This window comes from Aquimarina litoralis, from assembly GCF_019295435.1.
GTDB lineage: Bacteria > Bacteroidota > Bacteroidia > Flavobacteriales > Flavobacteriaceae > Aquimarina > Aquimarina litoralis_A.
The window spans coordinates 36,674-53,719 of the sequence record NZ_WEKL01000114.1; the positions used below are offsets into that span (position 1 = coordinate 36,674).

The following is a 17,046-nucleotide window of genomic DNA, read 5'->3' on the forward strand; positions in this document are numbered from 1 at the left end:
CGTTCGTTTTATTATTCAGATTTCAAGGATATCGTAGGATTGGTCAAGGCAGTTTTAATAGCTTGTAAACTAATAGTTGCTAATGCAATTACTATTGCTGTTAATCCTGCTATTATAAAAACTAACCAATTAATCTCTATTTTGTAAGCAAAATTTTGAAGCCAATTGTTTAATACATACCAGGCGATCGGTATAGCAAGAAGAATTGATATAAAGATCAACTTTATAAAATCTTTTGAAATTAATGTCAATATATTTAACACACTTGCTCCTAGAACTTTTCTAATTCCAATCTCTTTATATCGTTGACTGATATTAAAAGTAACCAAACCAAATAGTCCCATACAGGATATGATGATAGCAATTCCTCCAAAAAACTTTAATAATGTCGCCACTCTATTTTCAGCTTCATAGAAGGTTTGGTAATCAGTATCTAAAAACCTAAAATCAAATGGTAAACCGTAATTGAAATCTTTATAAAAGCTTTCTAATTGACTCAATGTTGTTTTTTCAGAACCAGATTTAATTCTTATTAAAATCTCATCACCCTTGTCCGAAAGTTTTATAAATAAAGGATGTATCTGATCATATAAAGATTGAAAATGGAAGTTGTTTACCACTCCAATAACCTCGTAATCTGATCCCCATATTTTTATAGAGGCTCCAATTGGATCTTTTAATTTCATTTCTGAAACTGCAATTTCATTTAGAATTATTTTTTGCTTTTCCGCACTGAAAGTATTCGAAAATGCTCTTCCATTTTTCAATTCTATCTCTAAAGATTCAATGAAATTATAATCGGCTAGTATATATTTAAAAGAAGTATTGTTTGAGGATTCTTTTCCATTCCAGATTACATTCCTCGTATTTGTTGTATTGTTGGTCAAATGATGAAGAGATCCACTTGTAGCATTGATGACTCCTGGGATATTTCGGACTTCGGCTAGAAATAATTGAGTACTTGTTTTTAGTTTACCATCTTTTTTTAGTACCAAAACCTGGTCTTTATTATACCCAAGTTCTTTGTTTTGTATCATATCAATTTGATTGGTAATAATTACCACAGCGATTATTAAAAATATAGATATAGTAAATTGAAAAACCACTAAACTTTGTCGTATTCTACTTTCATTACCTTTTCTAGTAATTTTACCTTTTAATAAGGTGGTTGCTTTAAAACCAGATAGATATAAAGAAGGATATATACCAGATACGATACCTGTTAAAAATGCTGTAACAAGGCAAAATGATAATAACCTGATATCAAATTTTAATAGAATGCTTTTATTTACCACTTCATTAAAGTAGGGAAGAAGGATAATAACAAAGGATAAAGCTATCACCAATGCTACCAATGAAGTCAGTATGGATTCTCCTAAAAATTGGATAATCAACCCCTTTTTTTCGATTCCTAATACTTTTTTAACTCCAATTTCTTTGACTCTATGAATTGCTTCAGATGTTGACAAATTAGTAAAGTTGATCGCAGCGATAATTAAAATGAAGAAAGCTATTAAAACAAATAGTTTTACATAAGAAATTCTTCCACCTGCCTGAACTCCATTTTCATAAGTATTGTAAAGATATTTATCAGAAAACTTTCTAAGAAAGACAGCACTGAGGTTATCTGATTTAGCGTTATTCTTAACAATATTAGTTATTTGATCATTGAAATTATCAATATTGGTTGCTCCAGACAAAGAAACAAAGGTGAAAGGCTCATTAGAACTCCAGGAATTTATAGAGGGTAGTTTGGATAGTAAATGATCAAATGATAATACAGCATTAAATTGAAGTGTAGAATTTGTAGGGACTTCTTTAAATACTCCAGCTACTTTGTAAGTCCCACTTACTTTTTCTTGCTCATATACTATAGTTTTACCTATACTGTTTTCAACGGTATTAAAAATACTTTTAGCCAAAGTTTCYGATAAAACAATGCTATTGGGATTATTTAGCACATCATTTGGGCTTCCTTTTATAAGGTCAAATGAAAAAATAGTAAAGAAATCACCTCCAGCAAAAATTTCCTTGATCCGTAGGCTAGAATTGTCATTGTTTCTTATAATCCCTTCATTGTTAAATGAATATACGTTGGTTGCATGAGAAACGCCTGGTAATTGCTTTTTTATTTCATTTGCAAGTGGTGCAGGTGTCCACTCAAAGGTGAAGATATCGTTTCCGTTTTCAAAGTTTTGTAATACCTGATATATTCGACTTTCATTTTTATGAAAACGATCTGTTGAAAATTCATCCTGTACCCAAAGCGCTACCAAAATTATGGAGGTAAAAGCTGCAGATAACCCCAAAATGTTGATCAAGAAGTTTCTCTTAAATTTTTTGAAATTTCTAAGGGTAGTATTTATAAAGTATCTAAACATAATCTCTTTATTCAGTTTTTAGACTATTTACAGGATTAGCTATTGCAGCTTTAAAAGCTTGAAAACTTACCGTTGCTATCGCGATAAGGATCGCAGCTATTCCTGCAATTACAAATACCATCCAATTAATTTCTATGCGATATGCATAATCTTGAAGCCAATTATTCATAAAGAACCAAGCTAGAGGTATAGCCAATAAAATGGCAAAACAAACTAACTTTAAAAAGTCTTTGGATAACAGCTTTACAATACCTGTTACACTGGCACCTAGCACTTTGCGTACTCCGATTTCTTTACTACGTTGTTCTGCTGTATAGGCTGCTAGTCCGAAAAGTCCTAAACAGGAAATAAATATGGCTAATAAAGCAAAGATCTTAGATAGCTGACCAATGAGTTGCTCACTTTTAAATTTTGCTTCAAAAGCTTCATCGACAAAAGTATATTCGAATGGAAAAGCCGGATTATGTGTTTTTAATACCGATTCAATACCTGATATAGCCTCGTTAATAGGAGTTCCAACTTTAGTTTTTATATACATGTATCTGGCATAGCGTGCATTGTTAATGAATAATACTGGATCACTAGTATCAAACATATCTCCATACAAATAATCTTTAACGACTCCAATAACTTCATAGGATTCTGGACCTCTTTTGATTTTTTTGCCAACAACATTATTCGTTCCCATTAGTTTTGCTAATGATTGAGAAACCATTACATTGATACTATCTGCATCAACATTCTTGCTAAAATTACGCCCTTCTACAATTTCCATACCTGTGGTATCAAAAAATCCTTCGGTAATGTTTCTAAAAGAAAGTAATATATCTTCGGTATCTGTGCCTCCTTGCCAGGAAAAACCGGATCCATTATTGCCAGCAGATAGAATTTGTGAATTACATAGTGCTGTATTATGAACATATCCAGTTTGAATCAAGTCTTGTTGAATTATCGAAAATTTATTTCTTATTTCATCATTAACACGCATAGAAATTAGTTGTTCCTTATCATATCCAAGTTCTCTGTTTTTAGCATGTTGAATTTGTTGATATACGATGATGGTACAAATAATAAATACAATGGAAATAGTGAACTGTCCCACAACCAGCCCTTTTCGTATAAAAGAAGCAGAACCACTTGTTACCTTTATTCCTTTTAGTACTTCTACAGGTTTAAAAGAGGAGAGATAAAATGCTGGGTATAATCCAGCAAATAATCCACATAGAACAGTAATTATTAGTAGCGCTGCAATATGCATAGGATTAGATACTCCAAGAATGAGGTTTTTGTCAATTAAAAGATTGAACTGAGGTAATAGTATCAATAAGAATAGGACACTGAGGGCTGTTGCAAAAAATGCCATCATCATAGACTCTGAAACAAACTGTGTCATTAAACGTGAGCGACTAGATCCGATCGCTTTTCTAACACCAACTTCATTGGCTCTCTTTTCACTTCTTGCAGTTGATAAGTTCATGAAATTAATACAGGCAATCAACAAAATGATCAGTGCGATTAATGAAAATAAACGTACATATTTGATTTTTCCACCTACTTTTTCGCCATCTTCAAATTTTGATCTTAAATGCCAATCTTTTATAGAATGTAAAAATGCATAGGTATCGCTATTAGGATCTTTAGCAGGAACAAGTGCTCTGACTTTTTTATCTACCTCTGAGAAATTAGCTTCGGGAGATAATTCAACAAAAGTATCAGAGAAGTTACTTCCATATTCTGTCATCCATACAAGACCTTCACTATATCGTTTAAATGGTGCTACCCAATCAAATGGGAAAGAAACATTTTTAGGTAGGTTTTCAATAACTCCTGTAATGAGGTAGTTATCTTTATTGTTCAGTTTTATCGTTTTTCCAAGTGCCTTTTCGTTTCTCCCAAAAAGTAATTCAGCTGTTTCTTGAGTAATTACAATAGCTTCTGGATTTTGAAAGGCATCCTTTCTGGAGCCTTCAATAAATTTTAAACTAAAAATATCCAAAAAATCAGGATCTGCATATCTACCAATTCTATTGATAGCACGATCACCTACGGTAAAAAGTCGTTCTTCAGAACTAGATCGTGTAGCTTTTATAACTCCTGGAATTTCGTCCTTCATAGCTTGTGCTAACGGACCTGGAGTAGAGTAGAAGGTTCTCCATTCTCCTTCGTAGTTCTGATTGGTAGGAACGTAATAAATATACTCTTGTTTGGCAAAATCTTCATTAAAACTGATTTCATCTTCTACCCAAAGAAAAATTAAGCTAGCACAAGTAATACCGATAGCTAATCCAAAGATGTTTAAAAAACTATATCCCTTGTTTTTTAATAAACTTCGGAAAGCGATTTTTATATAGTTCGTAATCATAATTGTTCGTTTTTGATAGGTTTATGAGATGATTGATTTATTCAGTTTTAAGACTTTTGATAGGATTAGCAGTTGCTGCTTTAATAGCTTTATAACTAATGGTTAATAATGTGATTACTAATAATAGTCCAATGGCAGCTATAAAAATCCACCAACTTATTTCAGTATGATAGGTATAGTTTTGTAACCAGCCATTCATAAAATACCAAGCTATCGGTGATGCTATAGCACCTGCTAGTAAGATCAGTTTGAAGAAATCCTGCATGACTATCGCCAGTATATCTTTTACCTTTCCACCTAATACTTTTCTTATGCCTATTTCTCTTGTTTTTAATGCGATAAAGAAAGAAATAAGTCCATAAAGCCCTAAACAACTAATAAAAATAGCTAGACCAGAAAATATTTTGGTCATTGATAAGAAACGCTGTTCTTCGATGTATTCTTGAGCGACACGCTCATCTAAAAACTTATATTGATATACAAATTTTGGAAATACCTCTTTCCAGCGACTTTCGATAGCTTTTAGAGCAGCACTCATATCAGTACCATCTATTTTAACCGCTAGTTCGGCATAGCCACTTTTTTCGGGTGCTATAAAAACAGGACCAATACCGCTTAAGAAATTTTGATCGTGAAAATTGGCAATAACACCAACAATCGTTGCTTTAACTGTACCACGATTAGCTTCTAATTGTTTTCCGATCAGCTCTTCATAGGAAGAGAGTCCTAATTTCTCAGCTAACCTCTGATTTACTACAACTTCTATAATAGAATCAGCAGTGAAAAAATTACGACCAGCAATCAGTTCTAAACCGAATGTATTCAGATAATCTTTATCTGCGAGCTTTGCTGCAATTGAAAATTCTTCATATTGTGGTCTGGTATGATATCGAAAACTAGTTCCCCATTCATTATCCGCTGCTCCAGGACTTGATAGACAAGCGGTAGTATTTGAGACTCCTGGAATGCTATTCAATCTGTTTTTTAATCCTTGTAATTTTAATAGTTCGATTTCTTCCGGAATTTCTAACATTACAATAGCATCTTTATCAAAACCTAGATCTGAAGTAATTGCAAAATTGATTTGTTTACCGATTACAATGGTAGCTACAATGAGCATAATGGAAATTGCAAATTGAGTTGTTACCAATACTTTTCGAGTTAATTTACCACCAGTATCATTCTGAGTAAGTTTCCCTTTTAATGCTAACGTTGGTAAAATTCTGGCCATTAAAATTCCTGGATAACTACCAGCAAAAAGAGATACTAGAAGTAATAGTGTGATTACAAAACTTATCACTTTAAAGGAAAGCAAAGATTGAATACTTAGCTGTAGCTCGAATAACTCATTGAATTGCGGTAGTACAGCAATAGCGATCCCAATTCCTAGTAGTAATGAAAAAATACTTATCAAAAAGGTTTCTAATATAAATTGCCAGAACAACTTTGTTTTGCTTACGCCTAGCACTTTTCTAACCCCAATTTCCTTGGATCTCGAAAATGCTTGAGCAGTTGAAATATNAATGAAATTGATACAAGCGACTACAATAAGAAATATCCCTATTAAAGAAAATATCAATAAGAANCCCACATTAATACCGCCGTATTTTTGTTCTAAATGAACTTCAGATAGCTGCTGTAATTTGTATCGATGTACGTTTTTACTTTTAGGACGATATTTAGAAACCAAAGGTACTAGTGTCTTTTCAATATGGGTAATATCTTGATGAGGTCTTAAAAGTGTATAACATTGTAAACTATTTGTGATACCTCCCCAACTTCTGCTATAAGCGAACTGACTATAATTTTTAAGGCTCTCATAGGATATAAATATATTTCCTTGTATAGAAGAATTAGTAGGGATATCATCTAATATTCCTACAACTTGTATGGTCTCTGTATTCTGAAGTGTAAATGTTTTTCCTAAAGAAGATGCAATATCGCCATACATTTTCTTGGCAAAACTCTTAGTAATATACGCTACATTAGGCTCCGCGAAATTATGATTACCTAGCGATTCCTGTACAGGGAAATTGAATATTTCAAAAAATTCGGGCTCTGCAAAAACTATGTCTTCTAGTAAACGATTGCTGTTAGAATCCGTTCCATCAACTTGCCATTCTTGTCTAGTAAATATGTTCGCTACTTTTTCCGAATAATTAAAATCAGATTTGAACACTCCTGCAAAACCAGGAGGGACACTCGCTTCATATCCAATTGCATCTTGATGCTCTTCAGTGACGACTCTATAAATCCTATCAGAGTTATTATGAAAGTTATCGAATTGCAAATGATAGTTTACATATAGAAATATTAAAATTGAACATCCAAATCCAAGTGCTAATCCTAAGATGTTGATAAAGGAAAACACTTTTCGTTTCTGTATATTTCTCCAAGCTATTTTTAGATAATTCCTGATCATAATCGTTCGTTTTGAGTTTTTTTGATGTTATTCTGATTTTAAGCTATCAATTGGATTGATGAGTCCGGCTTTGATGGTATGATAACTTATTGTAGCTAATGTGATAATGATACCTATAAAACCACTTAGCGCAAATACTTCCCACGATATAGAAATGCGATATGCATAATCCTGTAACCAATTATCCATGATGAAATAAGAAATTGGTATAGCAATGACTATTGCAATTACTATAAGTATTAAAAAATGGGTAGTAAGTAGTTTAAACAAGTTATTTAAAGAGGCACCTAATACTTTGCGTATGCTTAATTCTTTTTTACGTTGTTCTACCAAAAATGATGATAATGCAAAAAGACCTAAACAAGCAACTAGAATTGATAAGACAGCAAAACTGATAATTAGTTTTCGCATACGTTCTACATTAGTATACATATTGGCGTAAGATTCATCCATAAAGGTGTATCTAAAATCTAGGTTTGGAACGAAAGTTTTCCACTTGTTTTCTATAGATGCCAATACTTGTGGAATATTGTCGGATGATATTTTTATAGAACTAATAGTGGTTTCATTACCATAAAACATGGCCAATGAACCTACTTCCTGTTCTAAATTTTCGAAGTTAAAATCCTCTACAACTCCTATAACAGTATACGTAGTATTACCACGAAGTATCTTTTTTCCAATTGGTTCTTGCATTCCGAAGTTTTCAGCAAGCGTTTGATTTATGATAACCGATTCGGTATCTGAAGAACGGTTCTTTTCGAAATTTCTACCTAATGCTAATTCGATTCCAAAAGTGTTCAAATATGCATCGTCAACAATCCAAGCTTGTGTAGGAACACCATCCGCATTAGGAATCTCCTTATTGTACATTGTATTACTATTGCGTTTAGTGCCTTTAATAGGTAGATAGTCGCTATTACTCACATATTGTACTCCCTGAATTTGTTGGAGCTCATTCGTAAATGTATTAAGTTGATCTTCTAGCATTTGTACTCCATGAATTTGAAGTACTTGATCTTTTTCATACCCTATTTCTTCATTAAGGATAAAATCCATTTGATTATTAATGATTAGTGTACTAACAATAAGTATAATGGAAATTGTGAATTGAAATACAACTAAACTGCTTCGTATTCCGGAAGATTTAGCACCTTTACTCAGTTTGCCTTTGAGTACATTAATTGGAGCAAATTTGGATAGATAAAAAGCAGGATACATACCAGCGATTAGACCAACGACTATTGCCATTAGTACGATAACAGGTATAAATAGCCAACTGTTCCAAGGTAATGTGAGTGCTTTACCTGAAATATCATTAAATAGCGGTAAAGTAATAATTGCCAAAACGATTCCTATTCCAAAGGATAATATGGTTATCACCGTAGATTCAACCAAGAATTGTAGAATTAGTTTTTTTCTACCTGATCCAATTACTTTTCGAAGACCAACTTCTTTTGCTCGATTTGCAGATTTTGCAGTAGATAGATTAATAAAATTGATACATGCTATAAGTAAAATAAAGAATGCAATAGCACCAAATATCCAAACAAACCGAATATCTCCATACGTTTTACCATCCATTACATCTTTAGAATACAGGTGTATATCAGCAAGTGGTTGTAGATCTAAACGCGAATTTTGTAAAACACGTTCAAATTTATCAAAACCATCTTGTTTAAAAGCAGGTAATATGTAATTCTGAAGTATTACTTGAGTAAGTCGATCTTCAAAAACCTTAATATTGGTATTGGGTTTTAATTCAATATAATTGAAATAATTATTTTGAGTCCATCGTGTTTGTTCGCCTTCCCCAAATTCTACACCTTTTAAGGTCATTAGATAATCGTAGTCAAAGTTTGAAGTTTTGGGAAAGTCTTTATATACTCCTGTAATTCTGTATGGATTCGTTTTGTCTCCATTTAAATATATCGTTTGACCAGTAGCATTGTTATTCTGGAAAAACTTTTTTGCTTTACTTTCAGAAATAATAATGGTTTGTGGAGTGAGCAGTGCTGAAGAAGCATCTCCTTGAATCATTTCCAGATCAAATATATACACAATAGCTTGATCGATATATGCAAAATGCTCTTCGTGATACTGTTGTGGTAATTCATTGATGCTTATTTCGTTACTTCCTGCTCCATACATCAACTCATTATCCATTATTCTACCAGCATTTGTTACTTCTTCAAACTGGTTGTTTATGGTACTAGCCATTAAAGCTGGATGGTGTGCTCCCCAACCTTTGATCTCATCAAATTCAACAAAATGCGTTAGCTTGAATATATTATTTTTATTAGGAATTTGATCATCATAACTGGTCTCGTCTATAATGAATAATGTGATCAATAGACAAGCAGCCACCCCAATACTCAATCCTAAAATATTGATAGTGCTAAAGACTTTATTCCGAAGAAGATTTCTCCAAGCTATTTTAAAATAATTCCTAATCATAATTGTCTGCTTTTTTATCTGCTTTGAGCAGAATGATTAATACTATTCGGTTCGTAAAGAATTTACTGGATTCGTAGTAGCTGTTCGTACGGTTTGGAATGATATGGTTAGTAATGCTATCAATAAAACAATACATCCAGCTCCTATAAATAACACTATATTTAAGTCAATACGATATATATAGTTTTGTAACCATTTGCTCATCATCCACCATGCAATGGGTGTTGCAATTAAAAATGCAATGGAAACTAACTTTAAAAAATCTTTAGTAAGTAGTATGGTAATAGAAGTAATGTTTGCTCCAACAATTTTACGAATGCCTATTTCTTTTTTTCGTTTTGCAACAATTAGTAGTGACATGGCGAATAGACCGATACAACTTAAGATAATAGCTAATAAAGAACCACTACTAATCATCGATATCATATCACGTTCTCTCTTTAGTGTTCTATCAACATTTTCATTTAAAAATGAGGCTTGAAATTCTGCATTCGGCTCTATTTCTGCCCAAGCTGCTTTTACGGTATCGAAAGATGCTTCCAGATTTTTTGGTGCAACTTTTACATAAACATTTCTCAAATTCCAATTTGGTAACGCAAAAAGTGACATTGGAGCAATGTTTCTATCGAGATCCTGAAAATTAAAATCTTTGATCACACCCACAATTGAAAAGAATTTATCATCAATGTCTAACTGGGCATTCAGTATTTCTTCCTCATTTAATTGTCGCGCCATAGATTCATTGATGATTACTGATAAACTATCACTAGCAAGGTTTTTTCTAAAAGATCTACCAGATACAAGTTCTAAATCTAATGTTTCAATATAGTCAGCATCAACAACCAGCATATGGGTTTCAACACCAGTACCTTTATGATCAAATCCTAAAACACTAGTCGATCGAGAGCCATCTTTACCTAACCCTAAAATATTATTGGATGCTGATACACTTAAAATATTTGTTTCGTTCTGTAATTTATCTCTTAATAATTGCAATGCTTGCTGGTCATTTCGTTTTCCATTGAGAGGAAATGCAAGTACTTGTTCTTTATTGTACCCTAAATCCTTAGTACGCATAAATTCCACCTGTTGCCAAACTACGAGTGTACCACAAATTAATAATGTAGCAATCCCAAATTGCGCTACGATTAGACCATTTCTTAGATAGTTTTTTCCGTTTAGATTTAATTTACCTTTTAAACTTTGTATCGTGTTTAAACGACTCATAAGTATAGCTGGATATCCTCCAGCAATTAGTGTAATTCCGATGATAACTACCAAAAGGAACAGTATGGATAAAGGATTCAATAAGGTTGAAAAGGTAGCTTGAGTTTTAAATAGGATTTTAAAATGCGGTAATAAAAAGGAAGTTGTCAAACCTCCTAGAATAATAGAGATTAAAAAAACTAAAACACTTTCTCCCCAAAACTGGAAAAACAGTTGCTTTTTATTAGCTCCAAGAGTTTTACGCATGCCAATTTCACGTAATCTTTGATCACTTTTGGCGACACTCATATTAACAAAGTTAACGCATGCTATGAATAGAATTAGAATTGCAATTCCAAGTACTATATATGGCATCTTTTTATTTACTTTTGCAGGGCCTTGATCAAAACTTGTAAATTTCTTATCTACAAACGGTAATAATTTTATTTGCATGTAATCACCATTAGCATTGGATTGTATCCCATCTCTTTTAGCATTTTCAATAGCATCTTTATAATGTAATTTGGTAAAATCTTTAGTGCTGTTTTCGAATTGCTCTGGAGTAATACTTTTCGCTAATTTCATATATACCTCATGATTTTCGATATCCCATCGTCCAATAGTTCTAGTATAAGCATGCTTTCCTTGACTTTTGAAGTTTAATATGATATCAAAACCTATTGAACTGGTATTTGGAAAATCCTCGACAATGGCATTGACTATAAATGGAACTTGTTCTCCATCTCTAAGAATTTTAACTGTTTGTCCGATAGGATTTTTATCGCCAAATATTCGTTTGGCTGTCATTTCTGTAATGGCAATAGAAGATTCTGAAGTAATTGGATTTTGTGTATCACCTTTAATGATAGTGAAATTAAAAATGTCAAAGAAATCAGGATCGACAAAGTTTCCACTCATACCCAACTCTTTATCTTCATAACTTAATAGTAGGTTTGCACCGATACGACGTGTTATTTTTTCTACTCCTGTCAACTCTTTTTGTAAGGTAGCAGCAAAAGGTTCTGATTTAGAAATATTAGCTTCTATGCCATTAGGTGTACTTTCTTCTGTGTATACCATATACAATTGATCCCCGTTTTTGTGAAAACGATCGAATGATAATTCGAAAACAGCATATATGGTTAACAATAAAGCTACACCAAATGCCAGCGTGAGTCCTACAATATTGAAAGAAGTAAAAATTCTATTCTTCCAAAGATTGCGAAAGGCTATTTTAAAATAATTTCTGATCATGATTGTTAGTTTACCGTTTGTTGTTGATTGATGATTTATTCGGTTCGTAATGAGTTTACAGGATTGGCAGTAGCAGCTTTTAGAGCTTCAATACTTACTGTTAAAAAGGTAATTGCCATTGTGATAACACCTGCTAATAGAAAAATCCACCAGCTTATTGATATTCTGTATGTATAGTCTTGTAGCCAATTCTCCATTATGTAATAGGCTAAGGGAGTGGCAATAAATAAAGCTATTGTTATTAGGATGAAAAAGTCTTTGGTTAGCATTCTCATAACAGTACTAACACTAGCTCCAAGAACTTTTCGAATTCCAATTTCTTTTTTCTTTTGTTCTGCCATAAAGGAAATCAAACCAAATAATCCTAAACAGCTTATTAATATTGCCAAAGTGGTAAAAGCAACTGAAATATTAGCAAGACGTTTTTCTTCCGAAATTAATTTTTCCGTTTCTTTATCTACAAAATTATAGACAAAAGGAGTTGTTTTATTGACTTCTTTCCAGGCTATTTTTAGTTGACTTAGAATCGTTTCAAAATTGGAAGTTTCTGTTTTTATTAATAACCATTCTGGAGTAGTGTCCACAAACATTAATAATGGTTCAATTTCTTCTTTCAGGGTTGCAAAATGAAAATCTTCTGTGACACCAACTACTTCTACTGTAGTAACATCTCCACCCGTTGAGAACAGAATTTTTTGTCCAATTGCATCGTCCAATTTTATATTAAAAGCATCTATAGTAGCTTTATTAACCAAAACCTGAGAAGTATCTTGTCTTTTCACAGCACGACCTCTTAATAGTTTGGTTTTTGTTGTTTGTAGATAATCCGCTTGTATACCATTTACTTTTACTAGTTTTGGTTTTGTAGGGTCTCCGTTTGGTAAATAAGCACCAACATCACTTCGTAATAATTGAGATGGGAAAATATTACATCCTGAAACGGACTTTACGCCTGAAACTGTACTCATATTGGTTTTCAAAGTTTGATATTGGGCAAAAGCTTCCTGAGTTCCTAAACGTACAGCAATAAGATTATCACTTTCATATCCCATATCTTTATTTTGAACAAATCGAACTTGTTCTGTAATAATGTATACGGTAGCGATTAATCCAATAGATATGACGAATTGAAAAACAACCAAACCTTTACGTAGTAATGTTCCTTTTGGATTAGATGCTACAGATCCTTTTAAAACACGTGTTGGTTTTACGGATGATAAAATGAGTGCAGGATAAATTCCGGCGATAAAACCTGTTAGAGCACCTACTAACAGTAAGGCTGATAAAACTCTCCAATCTAAAATGTCTATATAGCTAACATTTCCTTGAGTTAGCATATTGATTACAGGTAAAAGAATAGAAGTTACCGGAATGCTGATTAACGTTGCAAATAAGGAGAGTAGGATAGATTCTCCCAGGAACTGACCAATAAGTGATTTTTTATCTGCTCCAATGGTTTTACGAACTCCAATTTCTTTAGCTCTCTTATTAGCTCTAGCTGTACTAAGATTAATGAAATTTATACATGCTACCAATTGAATAAATAAAGCCAATGTGATTAAAAGATATAAATAACTAATATCAGATATAGGACCAATTTGTCGAGATATTCCTTTAGAATGTAGATGTATATCACTTACTTTTTGTAGAAAGAGCTGTTTTGTGAAATTTAACTTAGCAAAATCTTTAGCACCTCTCGCATCTAAAAATGCAGGAAGTTTATCCTGTACTATTGAAGCGTTGTCAGCAGTGTTTAATTTTACATAAGTGTAAACGAAGTTCTGTGTTGCAAAATTCTGTACAGTTCTCACAAATTCTCCAAGACCAGGAGTATTCATTGTAACGAGGTAATTAGGATTTATGTGTGATTTTTCGGGATTACTATCATCAAAAACACCAGTAACTTTTAACGATAATTGTTGTTCTCCACTACCGGATAAAATTGTTTTGTTAATTGCCGGAACATTACCAAATAATTTTTGGGCTAATGTAGCCGATATTACTACCGTATTTGGTTCAACTAGGGCAGTATCAGGATTTCCTTCTAAAAATTTGAAAGTAAATATATTAAACACTGTTGCATCTGCTAAATATCCTCTTGGCTCGTAAAACCCTTCATTAGTATCACCTGCTCTGATAAGTTCTTCGGTACCTTCACCCATATAAACCAATCGAGTCGCTTCAATAACTTCAGGAAAGTCTTCTTTCATTGCAAAACCAATTGGCGGTCCACTAGATGCTGCATTGAATTGTGTAGAACTAGGGTCATCAATAATTGTTCTTACTCTATATAAAGCTTCTGCATCTTCATGATGATCATCATAACCTAACTGGGCAAACACATATAATAAGATGCTCAAACAACATACAGTTCCTATTGTTAGTCCAAGAAGATTGATAGTCGTTTGTAATTTGTTTTTTTGAAGACTTCTCCAAGCTATTTTGAAATAATTTCTGAACATGATTGTTAGTTTATTGATTGATGATGATTTATTCGGTTCGTAATGAATTTACTGGATTAACACTAGCTGCCTGAAAGGTCTTGACCCCGATTACCAGTAAAGCAAAAAGCATCATTAAGAATCCACTTATTAAGAAAACCCAGAAACTGATATTGGTTCTATAAGCAAAATCTTGTAGCCAAGAATTTGTTCCGTACCATGCGATTGGAGATGCAACTATAAAAGCGATTCCTACCAGAATGATGAATTCTTTGCATAATAAAGTATTGATTTGTAATAATGAGGCTCCTAGAACTTTGCGAACTCCAATTTCTTTAGTTCTTCTATTGGTTGTATAGATGACTAGTCCTAGAAGACCTAAACAACTTATAAGGATGGATAATCCTGTTGCCCAATTCAATAACTTTGAAACTTTCTGTTCCCTTTTGTAAAATTTAGCAACTGTTTCATCCATAAAATTTATTCGATAATCTTCTTTATCTGTGTATATTTCGCCATAGGCGGATTCAATTTTGGATAAAGTAGCTTGTAAATCTTCAGGATTTGTATTGTGGAAAGCGATATGTATAGCTTGAAATCTACTAAATGTTGGTCTGTCCCAATCGCCTCTCAATGCCATTGGGCGAATTTCTGTTTTTAATGAACGTTGATAGAAGTCGCTCATCACACCAACAACCGGGGCTTTGTAGTCTCCAAAATCAATAAGTTTACCAATAGCTTCTTCTGGTGTTTGAAACCCGTACACTTTTCTTGCAGCTTCATTGATCACTAATTCTTTGATCGTATCATTTCTATGTACTCTTCCTGCAAGTAAATCCAGTTCAAACAGTTTTGGATAATCGATATCTCCAAAAATAAACTGTAAATCTGATTGTATTTCACGTTCTCCATTGTCATAAGTTGTAGTCGTGGTATTAGAAGAGAACGAGGCTGGTGGAGCNCCTCCTAAACTGAGTTGTTTAATCTGCGGAATGCTTTTTAATTTTTGAAGGTACTGTTCTTTTTTATCAAGTTGTCTTTCGGCTCTTGGACTGTAAACAGATACCACAGCATCCGTTTTGAACCCCATATCTTTATTTAATAAGAAATTAATTTGTTTACCTACCAACAAAGTACCTATGATAAAGACTTGTGCTATTGTAAACTGAAAAATGGTAAGGAATTTTCTAAGCGCTACTTTGCTTTCTCCAACGGCTAAATTATTTTTTAATACAGTTATAGTATTGAACTTAGATAATATCAGTGCAGGATAAAAACCAGATAGTAATGTAATTACTATTAATAAAACTATAATGCTAATAATTATTATAGGATCACTGAATAATTGAAATTCTACACCTTCTGCGATGAAGTCTGAAAAAAGGTTGATTAACCATTTTGATAATACCAATGATAATAAAGCGGAAAAAACAACTAGTAAGAACGTTTCTCCCATGAACTGTCCTATTAATTGTTTTCTGGAACTTCCTAATGTTTTTCTAATTCCAATTTCTTTTGCACGTCTAGTAGCTTGGGCTGTATTAAGGTTGATAAAGTTGATACAACCTAACAACAAAAGAAATAAGGCAACTAATGCAAGGTTTCGAAGTAATGGCTTACTAGCTCTACCTTGTTCCCAATCGAAAATTCCATATTTGTTATTGAAATGTATATCATTAAGTGGTTGTAGTTTAAATTTTCTTGACTGTCCATGATTACGAGAATATTCATCTAAATGCTCATCAGCTAAGACATTAAATTCTTCCTGAATTTTATCAAAATTGGCTTGTGAACTTACCTTTACAATCAGTTGAGAATTAGAATCTGTAGAATTCCAGTTTTTATTGATAAAGTTACCTCTTAACCGAGTTTTTAAAAGGGTAGGGCCAGAGATAAACTCTTCAAAAATAAAATCTGTACGTTCCTTAAATTTTTCTACAATAGCGGTAACTTTGACGTTTAAAGAATCATTATAAACTAATGTTTTTCCTACGATCTCGTGTGGTAATAAGTCTGGAAAATAGTTGGCAGCTCTGTTTTTTGTTAGAACCACATTGTTAGGATCTGCTAAAGCTGAATTTTTGTTTCCTGCTAGAAAGTTATATTCGAAAATGTCGAAATAATCGGGATCCGTAAAAATGACATGCTTTGGCCATTTTAGTTTAATATCATTTTCTTTGTTTTCAACATTTGTGGGCCTTTCAATATAAAAACCACTCACCACTTCGAAATTAGAATTATTTTGTATGGCATCCTCTAATGCCACAGTTACACCAGAATTGTGAAACATTCCTTCAGGACTATTGAAATCTGAAACGACTCTATAGATCCGGTCTCCGTCTTTGTGAAAAGTGTCAAAGGTATAGTCATAATACACCATAAGACCGATAAGAAATGATACACTTAGGCCTATGGTAAGTCCAATCACATTAATAAGAGAAAATATCTTTTGTTTTTTGATGTTTCTCCACGCTATTTTAAAATAATTCCTAATCATGATTGTGGTTTTACTGTTCGTTTTTT

At 32.8% G+C, this 17,046-nt stretch carries 7 protein-coding genes; all 7 read right to left on the bottom strand.

Annotation, left to right across the window (positions count from 1 at the left end; all coding sequences use genetic code 11):
- Positions 1-11: 11 nt before the first annotated feature.
- Entirely contained in the window at positions 12-2,321 is a 2,310-nt protein-coding gene (locus tag GBO31_RS26770) for an ABC transporter permease (RefSeq protein ID WP_219011711.1), read from the bottom strand.
- A gap of 67 nt (positions 2,322-2,388) precedes the next feature.
- Positions 2,389-4,743, bottom strand: a complete 2,355-nt coding sequence (locus GBO31_RS26775) for an ABC transporter permease (RefSeq protein ID WP_219011712.1) — start codon at positions 4,741-4,743, stop codon at positions 2,389-2,391.
- A 37-nt stretch (positions 4,744-4,780) separates the two neighbouring features.
- Positions 4,781-7,165, bottom strand: coding sequence for an ABC transporter permease (locus tag GBO31_RS26780; protein WP_219011713.1), 2,385 nt, complete (start codon positions 7,163-7,165; stop codon positions 4,781-4,783).
- Positions 7,166-7,192: 27 nt separating this feature from the next.
- Entirely contained in the window at positions 7,193-9,622 is a 2,430-nt protein-coding gene (locus GBO31_RS26785; RefSeq protein WP_219011714.1) for an ABC transporter permease, read from the bottom strand.
- Between the two features lie 42 nt (positions 9,623-9,664).
- A complete protein-coding gene (locus tag GBO31_RS26790) occupies positions 9,665-12,082 on the bottom strand; it encodes an FtsX-like permease family protein (protein ID WP_219011715.1) in 2,418 nt (805 codons plus the stop codon).
- A 35-nt stretch (positions 12,083-12,117) separates the two neighbouring features.
- Positions 12,118-14,544: an ABC transporter permease gene (locus tag GBO31_RS26795; RefSeq protein WP_219011716.1), complete on the bottom strand. Its 2,427-nt coding sequence runs from the start codon at positions 14,542-14,544 to the stop codon at positions 12,118-12,120.
- Positions 14,545-14,572: 28 nt separating this feature from the next.
- On the bottom strand, positions 14,573-17,020 hold the full coding sequence (locus GBO31_RS26800) for an ABC transporter permease (protein ID WP_219011717.1): 2,448 nt from the start codon (positions 17,018-17,020) through the stop codon (positions 14,573-14,575).
- Between the last annotated feature and the right edge of the window lie 26 nt (positions 17,021-17,046).

Excerpts from the sequence above, each read along its gene's own strand:
- GBO31_RS26785 (WP_219011714.1), bottom strand. The coding sequence starts at position 9,622 with ATGATTAGGAATTATTTTAAAATAGCTTGGAGAAATCTTCTTCGGAAT.
- GBO31_RS26775 (WP_219011712.1), bottom strand. The coding sequence starts at position 4,743 with ATGATTACGAACTATATAAAAATCGCTTTCCGAAGTTTATTAAAAAAC.
- GBO31_RS26790 (WP_219011715.1), bottom strand. The coding sequence starts at position 12,082 with ATGATCAGAAATTATTTTAAAATAGCCTTTCGCAATCTTTGGAAGAAT.
- GBO31_RS26795 (WP_219011716.1), bottom strand. The coding sequence starts at position 14,544 with ATGTTCAGAAATTATTTCAAAATAGCTTGGAGAAGTCTTCAAAAAAAC.